Raw genomic sequence first — 21,704 nt, forward strand, 5'->3', positions numbered from 1 at the left:
CAGTCGGGTGTTGCCTGGTGGCGTAATGAATCAGCCCGCTGATCAGCAGGATTCGCTGTGCTGCCGTGACCGGCGCGGCGCCCTTAGCGTGTCTGCATGGCCGAAGCCCGACTCGCAGCACAGCCGATCCGCCGTGCGGACCGGGCGCGGCAGGTCGCCGACGTCCTGCGCCACCAGATCCACGGCGGTGCCTACGACGACGGCCTGCCCGGGGAACCGGAGCTGGCCGCCGAATTCGCCGTCTCCCGCAACATCATTCGTGAGGCACTGGCCGTCCTGAAGGCCGAAGGGCTGATTCGCCGGGGGCCCAGAACCGGCACTCGCGTGGCGCAGCACAAATTGGATCACGACCTGGACGCACTGCTTGGCCTGCAGGAGACCTTCAACGGTCAAGAGGTGCGCAACGAAGTGCGGGTGGCCGCCACGGTGTCGGCCCCGCCGTCAGTGGCCCGGCGGCTTTTGCTCGACCCCGGCGCGCAGGTGGTGTTCATCGAACGGCTGCGTTACCTCGATGACGTGCCGCTGAGCCTGGATCAGACCTATCTGGCACCCGATATCGGCGCCGCCGTGCTGGCCCACCCGCTGGAGACCAACGATGTCTTCCCGCTGCTCGAGCGGATCAGCGGCCAGCATCTCGGAGCCGCCGGCCTGGCCCTGGAGGCGATTCCGGCGGACCCGCACTCGGCGGCACTGCTGCAGATTCCCGGCGGCGCGGCGCTGCTGATGCTGGAGCGCCTGACCAGCCTGGCCGACGGCAGGCCCGTCGATCTCGAATACATCCGGATGCGCGGTGACCGGGTCACCATGCGCGGCAACCTGACAAGGAGCACTCCATGACGCTGATCAACGGCCGGTCCGACGTTCCGGTGACCATCGACGAGTCGCTGTGCATCGAGGGCTGCACGCTGTGCGTCGACATCTGCCCGCTGGATTCGTTGGCGATCAACCCGGACAACGGCAAGGCCTTCATGCACGTCGACGAGTGCTGGTACTGCGGACCGTGCGCCGCCCGGTGCCCTACCGGTGCGGTCACCGTCAATATGCCCTACCTCCTCCGCTGAATGCATTGACCACCAAGGTGTTACATGAAGAGAACCGTGATCGCACTGGCTTTCACCGCCGTCATCGCGGCTGGCTGCTCGCTGGACTCCACCGCCCCGGGTGATTCCGTCGACGTGGTGGTGGGCTACCAGTCCAAGACCATCAACACCGCGACCGCCGGAACCTTGCTGCGCGCCCGCGGCTACCTGGAGCACCGGCTCGCCGACATCACCGCGCGCACCGGCACCAAATACCGGGTGGAATGGCAGGACTACGACACCGGGGCACCGATCACCGCGCAGATGCTCGCCGAGAAGATCGACATCGGCTCGATGGGCGACTACCCGATGCTCGTCAACGGGGTCAGGACCCAGACCAATGCCCAGGCCCGCACCCAGCTGGTCTCGGTGACCGGCTACCACCCCGCCGGCGCGCTGAACATGGTGGTGGTGGCACCGGATTCACCGGCCGACACCCTGACCGACCTGGCCGGGGCCAAGGTCTCGGCCAGCGTGGGATCAGCCGGGCATGGCACCCTGCTGCGCGCCCTGGCCGGCACGGGCGCCCACGTCGAGGTGCTCAACCAGCAACCCCAGGTCGGTGCCTCGTCGCTGGAATCCGGTCAGGTGCAGGGCCTGTCCCAGTTTGTGGCCTGGCCCGGACTCCTGGTCTATCAGGGCCGGGCGAAACTTCTCTACGACGGTGCCGAGCTCAATTACCCGACCCTGCACGGGGTGGTGGTGCGTCGCGCCTACGCGCAGAACCACCCCGAAGTGCTCGCCGCGTTTTTGCAGGCTCAGCTGGACGCCACCGAATTCCTCAACCGTAAACCGCTGGAGGCGGCCCGGATCGTCGCCGCGGACAGCGGGCTGCCGCAAGAGGTCGTCTACCTCTACAACGGGCCGGGCGGAACATCGTTCGACACCACCCTCAAGCCGGCACTGGTGGAGGCGTTGAAGAACGACGTGCCCTACCTGAAGTCGATCGGCGACTTCGCCGACCTCGACGTGGACGGCTTCGTCTCCGACGAGCCGCTGCGTGCGGCGTTCGCCGAGCGAAAAGTCGACTACGACAAGGCGGTCGCCGCCCTCGACATACCCCCGACGACCGGTGGCGAGCTCTGGCTGCAGGGATCGGACACCACTGTGACGGTTGCCGATCCGACCGCGCTGCTCGAGGCAGCGCGCGCCGCGAACGCCCGCGGCGACCACGTCCGGGCGGCCTACGTCCACGATGCCGAGCTGGGCACCCGCTGGTTCGCCGACAAGTCCGCGTGGGTCCGCGATGGTGGGCGCTACCTCCCTTTCGACACCACCGCGGGCGCGCAACGCTACCTCGCCGCGCACCCCGGCGCCGTCGTGCTGGACTACCAGCAGGCCCTGGCGGGCGCGGCATGACCGCGGTCATCGCCGGTGCCCCCGCGGCGACGGTCCCGGCCGGCGCGGCACCACAGCGGCCGCGCTCGGCCCGGCGGTCCTGGCTGCTGCGGCTGACCTCGGTGGCCGTCGCAATCGGCTTGTGGCAGTTGCTGACCGCCGCCGACGTGCGGTGGTGGCTTCGATTCGACACCCTGCCCACCGTCGACGAGGTCTTCACGACTCTGGTTCGCCGGCTGAGCACGGACGTGTACTGGCTGGACCTGGCGCAATCGCTGATCCGGATCCTCACCGGCTTCGGGCTGGCCGCGGCGGCCGGGGTGGCCACCGGCATCCTGCTGGGGCGATCCCGGGTGGCGGCCGACGTGGTCGGACCGCTCACCGAACTGGTCCGGCCCATCCCGGCGATCGCCGTTGTCCCGGTGGCGATCCTGCTGTTTCCGGCCGGCGAGCAGGGCATCGTATTCATCACCTTCCTGGCCGCCTACTTTCCGATCCTGGTCAGCACCCGGCACGCGGTGCGCGCACTGCCCACGCTGTGGGAGGACTCGGTCCGCACCTTGGGCGGCGGACGCTGGGATGTGTTGAGCCAGGTGGTGATTCCGGGGATCCTGCCGGGCGTGTTCGGCGGCCTGTCGGTCGGGATGGGGGTGTCGTGGATCTGCGTGATCTCGGCGGAGATGATCTCCGGCCGGCTCGGCATCGGGTATCGCACCTGGCAGGCCTACACGGTGCTGGCCTACCCGGATGTGTTCGTCGGCATCATCACCATCGGAGTGCTGGGCTTCGCCACCTCGGCGGCGGTGGAGGTGGTCGGACGCCGGCTGACCCGCTGGTTGCCCCGTAGTGAGGAGAACGCGCGATGACGTCCGGCATGAGTCTGACCCTGGACCGGGTCCGGTTGTCCTACACCGATTCCCCGGTGATCGACGAGCTGAGTCTGGCCGTTCGGCCCGGCGAGATCCTGGTATTGACCGGACCGTCCGGATGCGGCAAGTCGACGGTGCTGCGCGCACTGGCCGGGCTGCTGGCGCCCGAGCGCGGACAGGTGCTGGCCGACGATGCCTTGGTGAGCAGCACCTCCGGTGATCGCGGGATGGTGTTTCAGGACAACGCATTGCTGCCGTGGCGCTCGGTGCGGTCCAACATCGAGCTGGCGTTGCGGCTGCGCGGTGTGCCGCGGCATCGCCGCCGGGCTCAGGCCGAGCGCTGGATCGCCGAGCTGGGTCTGGACGGGTTCGGCGGTTATCTGCCCAAAAGCCTCTCCGGCGGGATGCGCCAACGGGTCCAGTTGGCCCGCGGGCTGGCCGGCGCGCCACGCGCGGTGATGATGGACGAGCCGTTCGGGGCGCTGGACAGCGCGACTCGCGCCGCCATGCAGGCGCTGCTGATCGCAACCTGGTGCACCCACCCGACCACGATCGTGTTCGTCACCCACGACGTCGACGAGGCGCTGGCACTGGGCGACCGGGTGGCGGTGCTGGGCCGCGCCGGGCAGCCGCTGCGGGCCCTGGTCGATGTCCCCGAACCGCGCAGCGGCCAAGCCGAACCTGAGCTGCGCGCCGAACTGCTTGCCGCATTGGACTATTCATGACTCAGATACCTGATGCCGCGCGGCCGCTGCGGCTGGACTGCGATGTGCTGGTGATCGGCGGCGGCACCGCCGGCACCATGGCCGCCTTGACCGCCGCCGAGCACGGCGCGCGGGTGCTGCTGCTGGAAAAGGCTCATGTGCGCCACTCCGGTGCGTTGGCGATGGGTATGGACGGCGTCAACAACGCGGTCATCCCGGGCAAGGCCGAGCCCGAAGACTACGTCGCCGAGATCACCCGCGCCAACGACGGGATCGTCAACCAGCGCACCGTGTACCAGACCGCCACCCGCGGCTTCGCCATGGTGCAACGGCTGGAACGCTACGGCGTGAAGTTCGAGAAGGACGAACACGGCGAGTACGCGGTGCGCCGCGTGCACCGCTCCGGTTCCTACGTGCTGCCGATGCCCGAAGGCAAGGACGTCAAGAAGGCGCTCTACCGCGTACTGCGGCAACGCACGATGCGGGAGAAGATCCGCATCGAGAACCGGTTGATGCCGGTACGGGTGCTCACCCACGGTGGCCGTGCGGTCGGAGCGGCCGCATTGCACACCCGCACCGGCGAATTCGTCGCGGTGGGAGCCAAGGCGGTGGTGCTGGCCACCGGGCCGTGCGGCCGGCTGGGCCTACCAGCCTCGGGCTATCTGTATGGCACCTACGAGAACCCGACCAACGCCGGCGACGGCTACTCGATGGCTTATCACGCCGGTGCCGAACTGTCCGGCATCGAATGCTTCCAGGTCAACCCGCTGATCAAGGACTACAACGGGCCGGCCTGCGCTTATGTGGCCAACCCGTTCGGCGGTTACCAGGTCAATGCGCTGGGGGAGCGCTTCGTGGACTCCGACTACTGGTCCGGGCAGATGATGGCCGAGGTCAAATCGGAGATCGACTCCGCGCGCGGTCCGATCTACCTCAAGGTGTCACACCTGCCCGACGAGACGCTCTCGGCACTCGAGGACATCCTGCACACCACCGAGCGGCCCACCCGGGGTACTTTCCACGCCAACCGCGGCCATGACTACCGCACCCACGACGTGGAGATGCACATCTCCGAGATCGGGCTGTGCTCCGGGCATTCCGCCTCGGGAGTGTGGATCGACGAGCACGCCCGCACCACCGTGCCTGGCCTGTACGCGGCGGGCGATCTGGCCTGCGTGCCGCACAACTACATGATCGGCGCCTTCGTGTTCGGCGATCTGGCCGGCGCGCACGCGGCGTCCACGCTGGCCGACACCGCGGCCCCGCAGGAGCTTCCCGCTGACCAGCTCACCGAGGCGCACGAGCTGATCTACCGCCCGCTGCGCCACCCCGACGGCCCGCCGCAGCCGCAGGTCGAGTACAAGTTGCGCCGGTTCGTCAACGACTATGTGGCGCCGCCCAAGACCGCCGCCAAGCTGTCGCTGGCGGTGCACACGTTCGAGCGGATGCGCGCCGAGATCGCCCAGATGGGCGCCCGCAACCCGCATGAGTTGATGCGGGCGGTCGAGGTGTCGTTCATCCGCGACTGCGCCGAGCTGGCGGCCCGGACATCGCTGACGCGCACCGAATCGCGCTGGGGCCTTTACCACGAGCGGGCCGATCTGCCCGGCCGCGACGACCTGCAGTGGGGGTATCACCTCAATGTGCGCAAGGGTGCCGACGGCGCCATGGAATTCCTGAAGCGTCCGGTGGCACCGTATTTCGTGGCGGTTCCCGAGTTCGACGGGCTGCCGCCGGCCGACCAGTCGGTGCACCCGGTGTCGCAGCCGCCGCTGCTGGGCGCCAGGCGCCGTCGACCGCACAGTCACGGGTCATCTCGCCGGGCGCCTCGCACCCGCCGTCGCCGCGGATCGCGGCCGTCGTCGCCCTGGAGGAACCGACGCTGAGCGAACTCGCCGATTTCCTCGGCGATCCCGACCCCGGGGTGCGACGCACCGCGGTGGCTGCCCTGACCGAGCACACGCCGGACGGATACGAATCCGCGTTGTTCGACGCGCTCGCCGACGAGGACGCCGCGGTGCGGCGCAGCGCCGCCGACGGGGTGCGGGAACTGGTCGAAGTGGTGGCCGACCCGACGGTGGCCGGCGCGCAGCTGGACTCCGGTGACCCGGTGGTGCGCGCCTGCGTGGTGTATCTACTGGCCAGCCGGCGTGCAGGCGACCCGGCGCGATATCGCCTCGCGCTGGCCGATCCGGACCATCGGGTGCGCATCGAGGCGGTGCGTGCGCTGGTCTCGGTCGACGATGCGTCGGCGGTGGCCACCGCCGCCGGTGACGGCAACCGGGAGGTGCGCATCGCGGTCGCCAACGCGTGCGCGACGTTGCAGGCCGGGGCTGAGACCCTCCGCCGGCTGATCGGTGACGCGGATCCGCTGGTGCGGGCCGCAGCGTTGGCCGCTCTCGGCGAAGTAGGTTGCAGCCAAGCAGATCTCGCCGCCGTGGAACCGGCACTGGCCGAGTCGGCGTGGCAAGTGCGGGTGGGTGCAGTACGGGCGCTGGGCGGGTCGCACGCCGCGGTGGCGGTGCCACGCCTGAGCGTGGCTCTCAGCGACCCTCACCTCGACGTCCGCAAAGCCGCGGTGCTGGGGCTGACACGCTGGGCCGCAGCGGACGTCGCTGCCCGCGACGCGTTGAGCATCGCGGTGAAAGACAGCGACGCCGATGTGCGCGCCTACGCGCGTCGCGCACTGCAGGAAGCGGGCCTGCACACCGGCGTCTAGGTGACCGACAACCGGGAAACTCCTATACAGCCCGGGCGGGGTCAGTACCCTGACTCGGCATGGCCGAAGTGTCCGCCAATACGAGGCTGTCCGTGCAGGACTGGGTGCAGGCCGGGTTCGGCATTCTGGCCGAGGACGGGCTCAAAGCCTTGACCATCGACCGGCTCTGCCGACGCCTGCGAGTCACCAAAGGCAGTTTCTACTGGCACTTCGCCGATATGAAGACCTACCGGCAGGCGCTGGTCGACACCTGGGCCGCGGTCCGCGACGAGGACCGCGGGGACTTCGATGCGCTGTCGGCGCTGCCTCCGCGCGAACGGCTCTCGCGGATGATGACCTCGCTGGTCGGGCCGCGGCACTGGATGCTGGAACGCGCGATGCGCGAATGGGCCCGCTCGGAGGACACCGTCGCCGAGGCGGTGCGCGCGTCGGATCGCCGGGTGCTCAAGGCGGTCCGACAGGTCTTTGTCGATGAGGGCTTCGATACCGAGGAGTCCGACATGCGCGCCAACGCCACGTTCGCCGCCGGCATCGGGTTCCTGCACCTGTCCGGATCTCGGCCCAGCCCGCGCGCCGTGGGGCGCCGCGAACAGTTCCTGGACGTCATGCTGCGGCACTGATTTCCATACCAAAAGGTATGGTAGGGTCCGGGGATGACGACGGCGCCGACCGCGGGGTTCATCGAGCGCTTGGCCGAACGCGCCGCGGAAGCCGAGGAACTGCGCCGGCTGCCGGCCGCCACCATCGAGGACTACCGGCGCTCCGGTCTGGCCGGGCTGCTGCTACCGGCCCGCTACGGGGGACAGCAGGCGGAGTTTCCGGAGATTCTCGACCCGATCCGCCGCATGGCGCACGGCTGCGCATCCAGTGCCTGGACGCTGGGGTTCTACACCCTGCACAACTGGATGCTCGCACTCTTCGGCGAGCGGGCGCAGGACGAAGTCTTCGCCTCCGGGCCGGTGCTGTGCCCCGCGCCGTTGGCGCCGACCGGCCGCGGCACCCCCGACGGCGACGGGATCCGGCTTTCCGGGCGGTGGTCCTGGGCCACCGGGGTGGCCGATGCCGACTGGATTCTGGTCGGCGCGATCTGCGGGACCGACGACGCGCCGTACCCGGCGCTGGTGCTGCTGCCGGCATCCGATATCCGCATCGAGGACGTATGGCACACCGCGGGAATGCGGGCGACCGGTTCCAACGACGTCGTCGTCGAGGATGTCTGGGTACCGCAGCACCGGCTGGTCAAAGTCGTCGACATCTACTCCGGGACCGCGCCGGGCGCCGCCCTGCACGACGCCTCGGCCTACCGGTGGCCGATGGTCCCGGCGCTGGCACTGGTGGCCGCGATGCCCGCGCTGGGCTCGGCCGAACGGGTCGCCGACCTCTACGCTCAGCGGCTCGGGGAGCGCGTACTGGCGTATTCCGGTGCGGCACAGAAGGATCAGCCCGCCGCGCAGATCCGCCTCGGTGACGCACGGGTGCGGTTGAGCGCGCTGCGCGGGCTGCGTGATGTCACCGTGGCCCGGTTTCAGGACGCGGTCGACCGTGGCGAGCGGATCGGCCGAGCGGTCCGGGCCGAGGCGCGCGCCGCAGCCGCGCATATCGTGCACGAATCCCGCGCGGTGATCGCCGATCTGCTCGAAGCTTCCGGGGCGAGCGTGCATTTCGTCGACAACCCGCTGCAACGGATCAAACGTGATGTCGACATCATCTGCGGTCACGTCGTCTTCGACTACGACGTGGCGCGTGAGCTGGCCGGCGCGCTGGAGGTCGGCGTGAAGGTCTCGCCGATCTCGATGATCTGATGGCGGTCATGAAAACTCTCTGGGTGGAGGCCAGTCCCAAGGAAGAACATTCGCTGTCGTCGGCGCTGGCCCGGGCGTTCCTGGACGCCGCGCCCGCCGCCGCGGTCGGCGACGTCGAACGGTTCTCGGTGTGGGCCGACGAGATGGTGGTATTCGGGCGGGAGGCCGCTCTTGCCAAGTTCGCACCGCTCTACGGCGAACGGCGCACACCCGAGCAGAAGCAGGTCTGGTCGAAGGTGCTGGCCGAGATCGAACGGGTACGGTCGTTCGACCGGCTGGTGGTGTCCTCACCGATGTGGAATTGGCATGTGCCGCATGCCTTGAAGGCGTGGATCGACGTCATTGTGCAACCGATGGCCAGCTTCACAGTCGACGAACATGGTGTGCACGTGGGCACGTTGGGCGACGGCAAACCGGTACAGCTCATCTTGACCCGCTCCAGCGCCTACGACGGCAGCCGCCACGACCTGCAGGATTTCCAGCGGCCCTACTTGGAGTACGTGTTCACCATGCTGGGCTACCGGGTTGAGACCCTGGTGTTCGAGCCGACGACGAGATGGACTGCCGAGGAGCGGGCGCAGCTGCGCGAGGCGGCCCTGGAGCGGGCACGCCTGGCGGGCCAGCAGCTCTAGGTTCGGCTCACAAGCCCAGCGCGCGGTAGGTCCGGCGCACGAACTTCGGTTGCGCGACCCGCAGTTTGGCGACCGAGGTGTTGCCCGCGACGGCCGCGGCCGACTCGGTGGACAACGTCGGTGCGTTTTGGACCAGGTACAGCAGGATCAGGTCTGCGGACGGATCGGCCTGCCACCAGGTGCCGTAGGCGCCCGGCCAGCTGAACGCCCCCGCGCCGCCCGGCCCGAACAGCGGCTGCGACTTGGCCGGGTCGGTCACCACCGACAGGTTGAGCCCGAATCCGCGGCCGACCCAGAACGGGGCCCCCAAGAACGGGTGCCGTTTCTGGGCGTCGGTGAGCCGGTCGGTGTGCATCGCTTGCGCCGATTCCGCCGAGATCACCCGGGTGCCACCGAATACGCCGTCGGCCAGCAACATTCGCGCGAAAGCCAGGTAGTCGTCAGCGGTGGACATCAGCCCGCCGCCGGCGTTGGGGAACGCCGGCATGGTGATCGGCATCGGCCCCATCGCGTCGTCGCGCAGCGTGTCGCCGTCGAGGCGGTACATGGTGGCGCTGCGCCCGCGCAGCTGCGGGGAGACGCAGAACCCGGTGTCGGCCATTCCCAGCGGTCCCAGGATCCGCTCGTCGAGCAGCTGGGGCAGCGGCTTGCCCTCGATCCGGGAGAGCACCACGCCCAGCACATCGATGCCATGCCCGTAGGTCACCCGCTCGCCGGGTTGATCCACCAGCGGCAGCGCGGCCAGCGCCGCCAGCCAGGCCTCCGGGCCGCGTCCGAACGGCAGCCGTTGATACTCCCGCGCGATCGGGCCGGACACCGAGAAGCCGTAGCCGATACCGCAGCGGTGCGTCATCAGGTCCTCGATGGTGAGCGCTCGCCGGGCCGGAGTGGTCTTATCCAGCGGCCCGGACGGGTCGCTCAGGACGCGCGGCGCGGCGAGCTCGGGCAGCCAGTGGGCGACCGGGTCGCTCAGGCGCAGCCGGCCTTCGTCGGCCAGGGCCATGGCGGCGGCGACGGTGATCGGTTTGGTCATCGAGGCGATCCGGAACACCGTGTCGCGGGTCATCGGAAGGCCGGCGCCGACATCGCGGTAGCCGATCTCATTGACCTGCAGCACCTGTCCGCGCTGCCAGACTATGGTCACCGCGCCGGCGAGCAGGCCGGTGTCGCAGGCCTCCCGCAGCGACGCCTGGTTGGGGGCGAGATTCACCCGGCCCAGGCTAGCGGCAGCGCGGCGGGTGCTAGGCTACCCGGCAGTTCGACATCCTTTAACGATCCGTCCCGCGAGGCGGAGAAGGAGGTCCAGCGGTTTCCCATGGGCGCTGCCGGTAATTCCAGCACCGACCGAGAGTTGATGTCCTCGGCGGATGTGAGTCGCACCATTTCGCGTATCGCACACCAGATCATCGAGAAGACCGCTCTCGACGGCTCCGACGCGCCGAAAGTGGTGCTGCTGGGCATTCCGACCCGCGGAGTCACCCTGGCCGCTCGGCTGGCCGCCAAGATCAGCGAATTCTGCGGGGTCGACATCGGCCACGGCGCCCTGGACATCACCCTCTACCGCGATGACCTGATGCGCCAGCCACCGCGGCCCCTGGAAACCACCTCCATCCCGGTCGGCGGCATCGACGACGCACTGGTGATCCTGGTCGACGACGTGCTTTACGCCGGCCGGTCGGTGCGGGCTGCGCTGGATGCGCTGCGCGATCAGGGCCGGCCCCGGATCGTGCAGCTGGCGGTGCTGGTCGACCGCGGCCACCGCGAACTGCCGGTGCGCGCCGACTACGTCGGCAAGAACGTGCCGACCGCACGCGGCGAGAGCGTGCACGTGTTGCTGGCCGAACACGACGGCCGCGATCAGGTGGTGATCACCCGATGACCGCCCGGCACCTGCTGGCCGCCGGCGACCTGAGCCTTGATCAGGCCACCGCGATCCTCGACGACGCCGACCGGTTCGCCGAAGCCCTGGTCGGCCGCGAGGTCAAGAAGCTGCCCACCCTGCGCGGACGCACCGTGATCACCATGTTCTACGAGAACTCCACCCGCACCCGGGTCTCGTTCGAGGTCGCCGGCAAGTGGATGAGCGCCGACGTGATCAACGTGTCCGCATCGGGGTCCTCGGTGAACAAGGGAGAGTCGCTGCGCGACACCGCTTTCACGTTGCGCGCCGCCGGCGCCGACGCGCTGATCATCCGGCACCCGTCCTCGGGGGCGGCACACCTGCTCGCCGAATGGACCGCGGGCGCCGAGGAAACCGGCCCGGCGGTGATCAACGCCGGCGACGGCACCCACGAACACCCGACCCAGGCCCTGCTGGACGCGCTGACCCTGCGCCAGCGGCTCGGCGGCATCGAGGGCCGGCGGGTGGTGATCGTCGGCGACATCGTGCACAGCCGGGTGGCCCGCTCCAACGTGCAACTGCTGGCCACCCTCGGCGCCGAGGTGGTGCTGGTCGCCCCGCCGACGCTGTTGCCGGTCGGGGTGGCCGACTGGCCGGTGACCGTGAGCTACGACTTCGACGCTGAGCTGCCCGCTGCCGACGCGGTGCTGATGCTGCGGGTGCAGGCCGAGCGGATGACCGGTGGCTTCTTCCCGTCGACGCGCGAGTATTCGGTGCGTTACGGGCTCTCGGAGAAGCGCCGGACGATGTTGGCCGACGACGCGGTGGTGTTGCACCCCGGTCCGATGCTGCGCGGCATGGAAATCGCCTCGTCGGTGGCGGACTCGCCCCAATCCGCGGTGCTGCAACAGGTTTCCAACGGCGTGCACGTGCGGATGGCGGTGCTGTTCCATCTGCTGGTGGGCAGCGAATCCGCGGGGTCGGCGGCGTCGTCGGGGGAGGTGGAGCTGTGAGCGTGCTGATCCGCGGGGTGCGGTGCTATGGCGAGGGCGATCCCGTCGACGTCTTGGTGCACGACGGCCAGATCGCCGAGATCGGTGCCGGCCTGGCTGCACCGGCCGGCTGTGACGTCATCGACGCACCCGGTCAGGTCCTGCTGCCCGGATTCGTGGACCTGCACACCCACCTGCGGGAACCTGGTCGCGAATACACCGAGGACGTCGAAACCGGCTCGGCGGCCGCGGCTCTCGGTGGCTACACCGCGGTGTTCGCGATGGCCAACACCGAGCCGGTGGCCGACTCCCCGGTGGTCACCGACCATGTCTGGGCGCGCGGACAGCAGATCGGCCTGGTCGATGTGCACCCGGTCGGCGCCGTCACCGTCGGGCTCGGTGGCACCCAGCTGACCGAGATGGGCATGATGGCCGCCGGCGCCGCGGGGGTACGGATGTTCTCCGACGACGGAGTGTGCGTGGCCGATCCGCTGGTGATGCGCCGCGCCCTGGAGTACGCCACCGGCCTGGGCGTGCTGATCGCCCAGCATGCCGAGGAACCCCGGCTGACCGTCGGCTCGGTCGCCCACGAGGGGCCCAACGCCGCCCGGCTGGGACTGTCCGGCTGGCCGCGCGTCGCCGAGGAGTCGATCGTCGCCCGCGACGCCCTGCTGGCCCGCGACGCCGGTGCTCGCCTGCACATCTGCCACGCGTCCACCGCCGGCACCGTGGAGCTCCTCAAATGGGCGAAGGCGCAAGGGATCTCGGTGACCGCCGAAGTCACCCCGCACCATCTGATGCTCGATGACAGCCGGTTGGCCGACTACGACGGGCGCAACCGGGTCAACCCGCCGCTGCGCGAGGCCTCCGACGCGGCCGCACTGCGTCAGGCTTTGGCCGACGGTGTCATCGACTGCGTGGCCACCGACCACGCCCCGCACGCCGATCACGAGAAGACCTGCGAGTTCGCCGCCGCCCGGCCCGGCATGCTCGGACTGCAGACCGCCCTGTCGGTGGTGGTGGCCACCATGGTCGAGCCGGGCCTGCTGACCTGGCGCGACGTGGCTCGGGTGATGAGCGAGCGGCCCGCGGAGATCGTCGGCCTGCCCGATCAGGGCCGGCCGCTGGAGGTGGGCGAGCCGGCCAACCTGACGGTGGTGGACGCGCAAGCGAGTTGGGTGGTGACCGGCGAGCAGCTGGCCAGCCGCTCGGCCAACACCCCGTATGAGGCGATGACCCTTCCCGCCACCGTCACCGCGACGTTGCTGCGCGGCCGGCTGACCGCCCGGGACGGGAAGAGTCCGGCATGAACACCCCCACGATGGTCGCCTCGCTGATCTTCGCGTTCGTGCTGGTGGTGCTGATCGGGTTGGTGATCCGGTTGATGATGCGCGGCTGGCGGCACCGCGGCCAGTTGCAGGAGGCCCTGATCGGCACGCTGCCGCCGGTTCCCGACACCGTCGGACCGCCTACCGTCGCCCCCACCCGCGGCCTGTATCTGGGCTGTACCTTGGCGCCGAAGTGGAACGACCGGGTGGTGGTCGGCGACCTCGGTTATCGCACCAAGGCGGTGCTGACCCGTTACCCGGAGGGAATCATGGTGCAGCGCAGTGGCGCCCGGCCGATCTGGATTCCGCAGGACTCGGTGGTCGCGGTCCGCACCGAACGCGGTATCGCCGGCCGCACGATTCCTTCCCGCAATCACGACGGCGTGCTGGCGATCCGGTGGCGACTGCCGTCGGGCACCGAGATGGACACCGGCTTCCGCGCCGACGACCGCACCGACCACCGTCGCTGGCTGGGTGCCGGCGACGATGCTGAACGAACCGATGAGGACGGAGACCGATGAGCAACGCGCGTGCCGCCCTGGTCCTCGAGGACGGCCGGATCTTCACCGGAAGGCCGTTCGGAGCCGTGGGCCAGAGCCTGGGCGAAGCGGTGTTCTCCACCGGCATGTCCGGCTACCAGGAGACGCTGACCGACCCCAGTTACCACCGCCAGATCGTGGTGGCGACCGCCCCGCAGATCGGCAACACCGGGTGGAATCGCGAAGACGGTGAGAGCCGCGACGAGAAGATCTGGGTGGCCGGCTACGTGGTCCGCGACCCGTCGCCGCTGGCCTCGAACTGGCGCGCCAGCGGAACCCTGGAAGACGAACTGGTGCGCCAGGACATCGTCGGGGTGGCCGGGATCGACACCCGCACCGTGGTGCGCCACCTGCGCAACCACGGCACGATGAAAGCCGGGGTGTTCTCCGGTGACGCACTGGCAACGCCCGAGGAGTTAGTGAGCCGGGTCCGCGAGCAGCCGTCGATGCTCGGCGCCGACCTCGCCGGGCAGGTCAGCACCGACACCGAGTACGTGGTGGACCCCGACGGGCCACACCGGTTCACCGTCGCCGCACTGGATCTGGGCATCAAGACCAACACGCCGCGTAACTTCGCCCGGCGCGGGATCCGCAGCCACGTGCTGCCGTCGTCGGTGGACTTCGCTTCGATCGCCGCACTGAAGCCCGACGGGGTGTTCTTGTCCAACGGCCCCGGTGACCCGGCCACCGCCGACCACCTGGTCGCGGTGACCCGCGAAGTGCTGGGCGCCGGGATCCCTCTGTTCGGAATCTGTTTCGGCAACCAGATTCTGGGCCGGGCGCTGGGTTTGAACACCTACAAAATGGTGTTCGGTCACCGGGGCATCAACATCCCGGTGATCGACCACGCCACCGGCCGGGTGGCGGTGACCGCGCAGAACCATGGCTTCGCCTTGGAGGGTGAAGCAGGCCAGCGCTTCGACACCGACTTCGGTGCGGCGGTGGTCAGCCACACCTGCGCCAACGACGGGGTCGTCGAGGGCGTGAAACTCGCTGACGGCCGGGCTTTCTCGGTGCAGTACCACCCCGAGGCCGCGGCCGGACCGCACGACGCGGAATACCTGTTCGACCAGTTCGTCGACCTGATGGCAGGGGAGAAGTAATGCCGCGCCGTACCGACCTGCACCACGTGCTGGTGATCGGCTCCGGGCCGATCGTGATCGGCCAGGCCTGCGAGTTCGACTACTCCGGCACCCAGGCGTGCCGGGTGCTCAAGGCCGAGGGCCTGCAGGTGAGCCTGGTCAACTCCAATCCGGCGACGATCATGACCGACCCGGAGTACGCCGATAACACCTACGTCGAGCCCATCACCTGGGAGTTCGTCGAGAAGGTGCTCGCCCAGCAGGCCGAACGCGGCAACAAGGTCGACGCGCTGCTGGCCACCCTGGGTGGGCAGACCGCGCTGAACACCGCCGTCGCGCTGCACGAGCACGGGGTGCTGGAGCGTTACGGAGTCGAGTTGATCGGGGCCGACTTCGATGCCATTCAGCGCGGCGAGGACCGCCAGCAGTTCAAGGACATCGTCGCCCGCGTCGGCGGCGAATCGGCCCGCTCCCGGGTCTGCTACACCATGGCCGAGGTCACCGAGACCGTCGCAGAACTCGGCCTGCCCGTCGTGGTGCGGCCCTCGTTCACCATGGGCGGGTTGGGTTCCGGCCTGGCGGCCAGCCTCGACGAGGTGGCCCGGATGGCCGGCGACGGGCTGGCGGCCTCACCGACGGCCAACGTGCTGATCGAAGAATCCATCTACGGCTGGAAGGAATTCGAGCTCGAGCTGATGCGCGACGCCAACGACAACGTCGTCGTGGTCTGCTCGATCGAGAACGTCGACCCGATGGGCGTGCACACCGGCGACTCGGTGACCGTCGCCCCGGCGATGACGCTGACCGACCGGGAATACCAGAAGATGCGTGACCTGGGCATCGCGATTCTGCGCGAGGTCGGGGTGGACACCGGCGGCTGCAACATCCAGTTCGCGGTCGACCCGAAAGACGGCCGGCTCATCGTGATCGAGATGAACCCGCGGGTGTCCCGATCGAGCGCACTGGCGTCCAAGGCCACCGGCTTCCCGATCGCCAAGATCGCCGCCAAGCTGGCCATCGGCTACACCCTCGACGAGATCCTCAACGACATCACCGGAAAGACCCCGGCCTGCTTCGAGCCGGCACTGGACTACGTCGTGGTCAAGGCCCCGCGCTTCGCGTTCGAGAAGTTCCCCGGCGCCGACCCGCGGCTGACCACCACGATGAAGTCGGTGGGCGAAGCGATGTCGTTGGGCCGCAACTTCATCGAGTCACTCGGCAAGGTGATGCGGTCGCTGGAGACCGATCGGGCCGGGTTCTGGACCAAGCCCGACCCGGACGGCACCGCGCAGGACGCGCTGGCCCGGCTGCGCACACCCACCGAAGGCCGGCTCTACGACATCGAGCTGGCGCTGCGACTCGGCGCCAGCGTCGAGCAGGTCGCCGAGGCCTCCGGGGTGGACCCGTGGTTCGTCGAGCAGATCAACGGCCTGGTGGCGCTGCGCGCCGAGGTCGTCGACACCGCGGTGCTGGACGCGGATCTGCTGCGACGCTGCAAATACAGCGGGCTGTCGGATCATCAGATCGCCGCGCTGCGGCCCGAACTGGCCGGCGAGGACGGCGTGCGGCTGCTGCGGTCCCGGCTGGGGATTCACCCGGTCTTCAAGACCGTCGACACCTGCGCGGCGGAGTTCGAATCCCAAACGCCCTACCACTACAGCACTTTCGAGCTCGACCCGGCCGCCGAGACGGAGGTGGCGCCCCAGGACACCAAACCCAAGGTGCTCATCCTGGGCTCCGGCCCGAACCGGATCGGCCAGGGCATCGAGTTCGACTACAGCTGCGTGCACGCTGCGATCACGTTGAGCGAGGCCGGGTTCGAGACCGTGATGGTCAACTGCAACCCCGAGACGGTCTCCACCGACTACGACACCGCCGACCGGCTCTACTTCGAACCGCTGACGTTCGAGGACGTGCTCGAGGTGTACTACGCCGAACAGCAGTCCGGACAGGGCGGCCCCGGGGTGGTCGGCGTCATCGTGCAATTGGGCGGGCAGACACCCTTGCGGCTGGCCCAGCGGCTGGCCGATGCCGGGGTGCCCATCGTGGGCACCAGCCCGGAGGCCATCGACCTGGCCGAGGACCGCGGCGCATTCGGCGACGTCCTGGCAGGCGCCGGGCTGCCGGCGCCGCGCTACGGCACCGCGACCACTTTCGAGCAGGCCAGAAGGATCGCCGCCGACATCGGCTACCCGGTGCTGGTCCGGCCGTCGTACGTGCTGGGCGGTCGCGGCATGGAGATCGTCTACGACGAGGAGACGCTGCGCGGCTACATCACCCGGGCGGCATTGCTGACACCGGAGCATCCGGTGCTGGTCGACCGGTTCCTGGAAGACGCCATCGAAATCGACGTCGACGCCCTGTGCGACGGCGCCGAGGTCTACATCGGCGGGATCATGGAGCACATCGAGGAGGCCGGCATCCACTCCGGCGACTCGGCGTGCGCGCTGCCGCCGGTGACACTGGGCCGCAGCGACATCGAGAAGGTGCGCCGCGCCACCGAGGCCATCGCCCATGGCGTCGGGGTGGTCGGGCTGCTCAACGTGCAGTTCGCCCTCAAAGACGACGTGCTTTATGTGCTGGAGGCCAACCCGCGGGCTTCTCGCACGGTCCCGTTCGTGTCCAAGGCCACCGCGGTGCCGCTGGCCAAGGCCTGCGCGCGGGTCATGCTGGGCGCCACCATCTCCGAACTGCGCGCCGAGGGCCTGCTGGCGGCCTGCGGTGACGGCGCCAGCGTCGGCCCGCACGCCCCGATTGCGGTCAAGGAGGCGGTGCTGCCCTTCCACCGCTTCCGCCGCGCGGACGGATCCGGCATCGACTCGCTGCTCGGCCCCGAGATGAAATCCACCGGCGAGGTGATGGGCATCGACCGCGACTTCGGGACCGCGTTCGCCAAAAGCCAGACCGCCGCGTACGGGTCGCTGCCCGCCGACGGCACGGTTTTCGTCTCGGTGGCCAACCACGACAAGCGTTCACTGGTGTTCCCGGTCAAACGACTGGCGGATTTGGGCTTCCGGGTCCTGGCCACTGAGGGGACTGCGGAGATGCTGCGCCGCAACGGAATTCCGTGCGAGGTGGTGCGCAAGCATTTCGAGGAAGCCAGTGGAAGCGATCCGCTGCCGTCGGCGGTGGACGTGATCCGGGCCGGTGAGGTCGACCTGGTGATCAACACCCCCTACGGCAACTCCGGACCGCGGGTGGACGGCTACGAGATCCGCGCGGCGGCGGTGAGCGTCAACATCCCATGCGTGACCACCGTCCAGGGCGCGGCCGCGGCGGTGCAGGGCATCGAAGCGGGAATCCGGGGCGATATCGGGGTGCGTTCCCTGCAGGAGCTGCACAGCACGCTCGGCGGGCACTAGTGGCTGCCCGGGGTTTCGGCACCCGGCTGGCCGAGGCGACCGCGACCCGCGGACCGCTGTGCCTGGGCATCGACCCGCACCCCGAACTGCTGAGCGCCTGGGGCCTGGCCTCGACACCGGAGGGCCTGGCGGCTTTCAGCGAGATCTGCGTCGCGGCCTTCGCCGGCTTCGCCGTCGTCAAGCCGCAGGTGGCGTTCTTCGAGGCCTACGGCTCGGCCGGCTATGCGGTGCTGGAGCGCACGATCGCGGCGCTGCGCGAGGCCGGTGTGCTGGTGCTGGCCGACGCCAAGCGCGGTGACATCGGCTCGACGATGGCCGCCTACGCAGCCGCCTGGGCCGGTGAGTCACCGCTGGCCGCCGACGCGGTGACCGCCTCGCCGTACCTGGGCTTCGGATCGCTGGCCCCGCTGCTGGATACCGCCGCCGCCCATCGGCGGGGCGTTTTCGTGCTGGCCGCCACCTCCAACCCGGAGGGGGCCAGTGTGCAGCGCGCCGTGAGCGACGGCCGCAGCGTGGCGCAGTCGATCGTCGATGCCGCCGCTGCAGCCAACGGGGCGGCCGGCGGGGAGCCCGGTTCGATCGGGGTGGTGGTCGGCGCGACGCTGCGCGACGTCCCTGATCTGAGTGCCTTGGGCGGCCCGGTGCTGGTGCCGGGCATCGGGGCGCAGGGCGGACGCCCGGAGCAGCTGGCCGGACTCGGCGGGGCCGCTTCGGGCACGCTGCTGCCCGCCGTCTCCCGCGAGGTGCTGCGCGCCGGCCCCGACGTCGATGCGCTGCGCGCGGCGGGGGAGCGGCTCCGCGACGCCGTCGCGTATCTGGCGGGTTAGCGAGCCGGAAATCCAGCGGCGGGCCACCGATTCGGTGACCCGCCGCTTGCGCATCAGGTACTGGGGCCGACTCCGCTCGCACCGGCCGGTCTTGCTTGAAGGTAATCGGTCGACCCCTCGAAGCGGCTGTGAACGCAATCTCTGGTCACTGTGAAACATTAACCGGCAGTAGGAGATACGAGAATCCTCGGGAAAACTCGAAGGTAAGCTGTGGCCAGGCTGTCAGCCGGGCTTTTCCCAGCGGCTATACCCGGTTATCCGGAGAAACCCGCGCTCGCGCGGCCAGGGTGAAACGATGGGCACCACCAGAAGAAAGCCCGGTAGGTCGTTCGCGGCAGGCGAATTCCTGCCGGCGAACTGACGGGGGACGCGATGCGCAGTTCTGACCACGCCGCACCCGACGCGGCACCGCACGTGGTGGTGTTGTTCGGCGCCACCGGCGATTTGGCCCGCCGCAAGCTGCTTCCGGGCCTGTTTCACCTGTCGCGGTCCAAGCTGGCGCCTCAGCTGCGCATCGTCGGCACCTCCCTCGACGACTTGGACGACGGCGCTTTCCGCAAGATCGCGGTGGCCGCATGCGAACAGTCGTCGCACGGGGCGGCTTCGCCGGATGAGAGCCAGAACTGGGCGCAGAACCTGACCTATGTGCCGCAACACGGCGGGCCCGAGGCGCTGGCGGCGGCGGTGCGGGCGCAGGCGGCGCAGCTCGACCTGCTCGGCGGCCAGGAGCCGCAGCTGCTGCACTACCTGAGTGTTCCGCCGTCAGCGGCGATCCCGGCGATCCGGATGCTGGAGCAGGCGAACCTGGTCGACGGCGCGGCGGTCGTCATGGAGAAACCCTTCGGCACCGATCTGGCCAGTGCGGTCGAGCTCAACGCCTCGATCCACCAGACCTTCGACGAATCACAGATCTTCCGCATCGACCATTTCCTCGGCAAGGAGGCGGCGCAGAATATTCTGGCGTTCCGGTTCGCCAACGGCCTGTTCGAGCCGATCTGGAACCGCACCTTCATCGACCACGTCCAGATCGACATCCCGGAGAAGTTGTCCCTGGAGGGCCGGGCCGCCTTCTACGAGCCGACCGGCGCTTTCAAGGACATGGTGGTCACCCATTTGTTCCAGGTGCTGGCTTTCGTCGCGATGGAGGCGCCGACGGAGCTGGCCTCCGATGCGATCAGCGTGGAGAAGAACAAGGTTTTCCGGTCCATGGTGCCGCTGGATCCGCACAACGTGGTCCGCGGCCAGTACCGCGGCTACCGCGACGAGCCGGGGGTGGCGTCGGACTCGGACACCGAGACATTCGTCGCACTCAAATGCGAGATCGACAACTGGCGCTGGGCGGGGGTGCCGTTCTACCTGCGCACCGGCAAATGCCTGGCCGAGGGTCAGCGGATCATCTCGATCGCCTTCCGGGAGCCGCCCCGGAGCATGTTCCCGGCGGGGTCTGGGGTCGGCGCGCACGGCCCGGACCACCTCACCTTCGACTTGGCGGACCAGGCGAAGCTGTCGCTGTCGTTCTACGGCAAGCGCCCCGGACCGGGGATGAAGCTGGACAAGCACAGCATGCAGTTCCAGATGGCCGACACCGAGACCGCCGGCGATGTGCTGGAAGCCTATGAGCGGCTGATCCTGGACGCGATGCGCGGCGACCGCACGCTCTACACGCACGCGCAGGGCATCGAGCGGCTGTGGCAGGTCTCGGCGCCGTTGCTGGACGATCCGCCGCCGGTGCGCGGCTACGACATCGGATCCTGGGGGCCCAACACCGTCCACCAGCTCATCGCGCCGCACGCCTGGCGGCTACCGTTCGACCGGACGTGGCGAGGCGGTAGGTAGCCGCGCAGCGGCCCGGCGGCGCGAACGCCGGTCATGCCCGCTCGGATCACCATCGGAACGGCTTCGACACGCCCGACACGCCGTGAGGTGCGAATTCAATGCTGCCGCGGTCCTACCGGTCTCCCAAGCGCCGGAAGGGGCCTGGCGGCGTCGCTCGTCCGGCCCGCCGCCCCCAGGTAAACGCCCAGCTCACACGTGGTTTTTGCAGGCCCCGACCGGGGGTGCGCGGCTGCGGTGGACCCGGTCGCATAGGCACCCGCGGCCCCGGTCGGGCTGCCGTGCTCAGCCGCCGCACGCTGGGCATTTGTAGCCGGAAACGGGGGGTGGGGTTAGATTTCGTCAGACGGCGTGGGTACGGTCGTCGTCTCTGGCGGGAGTACCCGGCCGAGACAAGGAAAACATCGGCGTTGTCGATGATGACGAGACGGAGGAATCGTGGCCCTTCCCCAGTTGACCGACGAGCAGCGCGCCGCCGCGTTGGAGAAGGCGGCGGCCGCGCGTCGGGCCCGAGCAGAGCTCAAGGACCGGCTGAAGCGTGGCGGCACCAACCTCAAGCAGGTGCTCAAGGACGCCGAGACCGACGAGGTCCTGGGCAAGATGAAGGTCTCTGCGCTGCTGGAGGCGTTGCCGAAGGTCGGCAAGGTCAAGGCGCAGGAGATCATGACCGAGCTGGAGATCGCCCCCACCCGCCGGCTGCGCGGCCTGGGCGACCGGCAGCGCAAGGCGCTGCTGGAAAAGTTCGACTTCTCCTGACC

Annotated in this window: 18 protein-coding genes and 1 pseudogene; 18 read left to right on the plus strand and 1 reads right to left on the minus strand. The window is 69.4% G+C overall.

Annotation, left to right across the window (positions count from 1 at the left end; genetic code table 11):
* The first annotated feature begins 96 nt into the window (after nt 1-96).
* The 9 genes and pseudogenes from AC5Y31_RS19880 to AC5Y31_RS19920 all read left to right on the plus strand — a co-directional run bounded on the left by AC5Y31_RS19880 (nt 97) and on the right by AC5Y31_RS19920 (nt 9,143).
* Nucleotides 97-837 carry a GntR family transcriptional regulator gene (locus tag AC5Y31_RS19880; RefSeq protein WP_065022773.1) on the plus strand — a complete coding sequence of 247 codons (741 nt, stop codon included), beginning with the start codon at nt 97-99 and terminating at the stop codon, nt 835-837.
* Complete coding sequence (locus AC5Y31_RS19885; protein WP_064853937.1) at nt 834-1,061, plus strand: 4Fe-4S dicluster domain-containing protein; 228 nt, start codon at nt 834-836, stop codon at nt 1,059-1,061. The genes AC5Y31_RS19880 and AC5Y31_RS19885 overlap by 4 nt, the downstream gene beginning before the upstream one ends.
* A gap of 24 nt (nt 1,062-1,085) precedes the next feature.
* Complete coding sequence (locus AC5Y31_RS19890; protein WP_065022772.1) at nt 1,086-2,438, plus strand: ABC transporter substrate-binding protein; 1,353 nt, start codon at nt 1,086-1,088, stop codon at nt 2,436-2,438.
* Nucleotides 2,435-3,283 (plus strand): ABC transporter permease, encoded by an 849-nt coding sequence (locus tag AC5Y31_RS19895; RefSeq protein WP_499982422.1) that lies wholly within the window; start codon nt 2,435-2,437, stop codon nt 3,281-3,283. Before AC5Y31_RS19890 ends, AC5Y31_RS19895 begins: the two co-directional genes overlap by 4 nt.
* Nucleotides 3,280-4,011, plus strand: a complete 732-nt coding sequence (locus AC5Y31_RS19900; RefSeq protein WP_499982423.1) for an ABC transporter ATP-binding protein — start codon at nt 3,280-3,282, stop codon at nt 4,009-4,011. Before AC5Y31_RS19895 ends, AC5Y31_RS19900 begins: the two co-directional genes overlap by 4 nt.
* Nucleotides 4,008-6,709 (plus strand): annotated as a pseudogene (locus tag AC5Y31_RS19905) (fumarate reductase/succinate dehydrogenase flavoprotein subunit). The gene AC5Y31_RS19900 and the pseudogene AC5Y31_RS19905 overlap by 4 nt, the downstream one beginning before the upstream one ends.
* Nucleotides 6,710-6,768: 59 nt before the next feature.
* Complete coding sequence (locus AC5Y31_RS19910; RefSeq protein ID WP_499982425.1) at nt 6,769-7,329, plus strand: TetR/AcrR family transcriptional regulator; 561 nt, start codon at nt 6,769-6,771, stop codon at nt 7,327-7,329.
* A 33-nt stretch (nt 7,330-7,362) separates the two neighbouring features.
* Nucleotides 7,363-8,511 (plus strand): acyl-CoA dehydrogenase family protein, encoded by a 1,149-nt coding sequence (locus AC5Y31_RS19915; protein ID WP_499982426.1) that lies wholly within the window; start codon nt 7,363-7,365, stop codon nt 8,509-8,511.
* Nucleotides 8,512-8,519: 8 nt separating this feature from the next.
* Nucleotides 8,520-9,143 carry an FMN-dependent NADH-azoreductase gene (locus AC5Y31_RS19920; RefSeq protein WP_499982427.1) on the plus strand — a complete coding sequence of 208 codons (624 nt, stop codon included), beginning with the start codon at nt 8,520-8,522 and terminating at the stop codon, nt 9,141-9,143.
* Between the two features lie 7 nt (nt 9,144-9,150).
* Here AC5Y31_RS19920 and AC5Y31_RS19925 read toward each other — a convergent pair whose 3' ends face one another.
* The gene (locus AC5Y31_RS19925) at nt 9,151-10,353 is read right to left on the minus strand and encodes a serine hydrolase domain-containing protein (RefSeq protein WP_499982428.1); all 1,203 of its coding nucleotides are present in this window, start codon (nt 10,351-10,353) and stop codon (nt 9,151-9,153) included.
* 105 nt (nt 10,354-10,458) lie between these two features.
* Between AC5Y31_RS19925 and pyrR the strand changes: the two genes are divergently transcribed.
* The 9 genes from pyrR to mihF all read left to right on the plus strand — a co-directional run bounded on the left by pyrR (nt 10,459) and on the right by mihF (nt 21,702).
* Nucleotides 10,459-11,022 (plus strand): bifunctional pyr operon transcriptional regulator/uracil phosphoribosyltransferase PyrR, encoded by a 564-nt coding sequence (gene pyrR, locus AC5Y31_RS19930; RefSeq protein WP_065022764.1) that lies wholly within the window; start codon nt 10,459-10,461, stop codon nt 11,020-11,022.
* Complete coding sequence (locus tag AC5Y31_RS19935; protein WP_499982430.1) at nt 11,019-11,996, plus strand: aspartate carbamoyltransferase catalytic subunit; 978 nt, start codon at nt 11,019-11,021, stop codon at nt 11,994-11,996. The genes pyrR and AC5Y31_RS19935 overlap by 4 nt, the downstream gene beginning before the upstream one ends.
* Nucleotides 11,993-13,285, plus strand: a complete 1,293-nt coding sequence (locus AC5Y31_RS19940; RefSeq protein ID WP_499982432.1) for a dihydroorotase — start codon at nt 11,993-11,995, stop codon at nt 13,283-13,285. The genes AC5Y31_RS19935 and AC5Y31_RS19940 overlap by 4 nt, the downstream gene beginning before the upstream one ends.
* Nucleotides 13,282-13,824, plus strand: a complete 543-nt coding sequence (locus AC5Y31_RS19945) for a PH-like domain-containing protein (protein WP_499982434.1) — start codon at nt 13,282-13,284, stop codon at nt 13,822-13,824. Before AC5Y31_RS19940 ends, AC5Y31_RS19945 begins: the two co-directional genes overlap by 4 nt.
* Nucleotides 13,821-14,945 (plus strand): glutamine-hydrolyzing carbamoyl-phosphate synthase small subunit, encoded by a 1,125-nt coding sequence (carA, locus tag AC5Y31_RS19950; protein WP_065022760.1) that lies wholly within the window; start codon nt 13,821-13,823, stop codon nt 14,943-14,945. The genes AC5Y31_RS19945 and carA overlap by 4 nt, the downstream gene beginning before the upstream one ends.
* A complete protein-coding gene (gene carB / locus AC5Y31_RS19955) occupies nt 14,945-18,286 on the plus strand; it encodes a carbamoyl-phosphate synthase large subunit (protein WP_499982436.1) in 3,342 nt (1,113 codons plus the stop codon). The genes carA and carB overlap by 1 nt, the downstream gene beginning before the upstream one ends.
* Nucleotides 18,286-19,113 (plus strand): orotidine-5'-phosphate decarboxylase, encoded by an 828-nt coding sequence (gene pyrF, locus AC5Y31_RS19960; protein ID WP_065022758.1) that lies wholly within the window; start codon nt 18,286-18,288, stop codon nt 19,111-19,113. The genes carB and pyrF overlap by 1 nt, the downstream gene beginning before the upstream one ends.
* A 372-nt stretch (nt 19,114-19,485) precedes the next feature.
* Nucleotides 19,486-20,949, plus strand: a complete 1,464-nt coding sequence (gene zwf, locus AC5Y31_RS19965) for a glucose-6-phosphate dehydrogenase (protein WP_499982438.1) — start codon at nt 19,486-19,488, stop codon at nt 20,947-20,949.
* A 435-nt stretch (nt 20,950-21,384) separates the two neighbouring features.
* Nucleotides 21,385-21,702: an integration host factor, actinobacterial type gene (gene mihF / locus AC5Y31_RS19970; protein ID WP_003932123.1), complete on the plus strand. Its 318-nt coding sequence runs from the start codon at nt 21,385-21,387 to the stop codon at nt 21,700-21,702.
* Nucleotides 21,703-21,704: the final 2 nt, after the last annotated feature.

Source organism: Mycobacterium sp. NGS18, assembly GCF_059813185.1.

Excerpts from the sequence above, each read along its gene's own strand:
- AC5Y31_RS19890 (WP_065022772.1), top strand. The coding sequence starts at position 1,086 with ATGAAGAGAACCGTGATCGCACTGGCTTTCACCGCCGTCATCGCGGCT.
- AC5Y31_RS19945 (WP_499982434.1), top strand. The coding sequence starts at position 13,282 with ATGAACACCCCCACGATGGTCGCCTCGCTGATCTTCGCGTTCGTGCTG.
- AC5Y31_RS19895 (WP_499982422.1), top strand. The coding sequence starts at position 2,435 with ATGACCGCGGTCATCGCCGGTGCCCCCGCGGCGACGGTCCCGGCCGGC.
- AC5Y31_RS19920 (WP_499982427.1), top strand. The coding sequence starts at position 8,520 with ATGAAAACTCTCTGGGTGGAGGCCAGTCCCAAGGAAGAACATTCGCTG.
- AC5Y31_RS19880 (WP_065022773.1), top strand. The coding sequence starts at position 97 with ATGGCCGAAGCCCGACTCGCAGCACAGCCGATCCGCCGTGCGGACCGG.
- zwf (WP_499982438.1), top strand. The coding sequence starts at position 19,486 with ATGCGCAGTTCTGACCACGCCGCACCCGACGCGGCACCGCACGTGGTG.
- AC5Y31_RS19915 (WP_499982426.1), top strand. The coding sequence starts at position 7,363 with ATGACGACGGCGCCGACCGCGGGGTTCATCGAGCGCTTGGCCGAACGC.
- carA (WP_065022760.1), top strand. The coding sequence starts at position 13,821 with ATGAGCAACGCGCGTGCCGCCCTGGTCCTCGAGGACGGCCGGATCTTC.
- AC5Y31_RS19900 (WP_499982423.1), top strand. The coding sequence starts at position 3,280 with ATGACGTCCGGCATGAGTCTGACCCTGGACCGGGTCCGGTTGTCCTAC.
- pyrR (WP_065022764.1), top strand. The coding sequence starts at position 10,459 with ATGGGCGCTGCCGGTAATTCCAGCACCGACCGAGAGTTGATGTCCTCG.
- AC5Y31_RS19910 (WP_499982425.1), top strand. The coding sequence starts at position 6,769 with ATGGCCGAAGTGTCCGCCAATACGAGGCTGTCCGTGCAGGACTGGGTG.
- AC5Y31_RS19935 (WP_499982430.1), top strand. The coding sequence starts at position 11,019 with ATGACCGCCCGGCACCTGCTGGCCGCCGGCGACCTGAGCCTTGATCAG.
- carB (WP_499982436.1), top strand. The coding sequence starts at position 14,945 with ATGCCGCGCCGTACCGACCTGCACCACGTGCTGGTGATCGGCTCCGGG.
- AC5Y31_RS19885 (WP_064853937.1), top strand. The coding sequence starts at position 834 with ATGACGCTGATCAACGGCCGGTCCGACGTTCCGGTGACCATCGACGAG.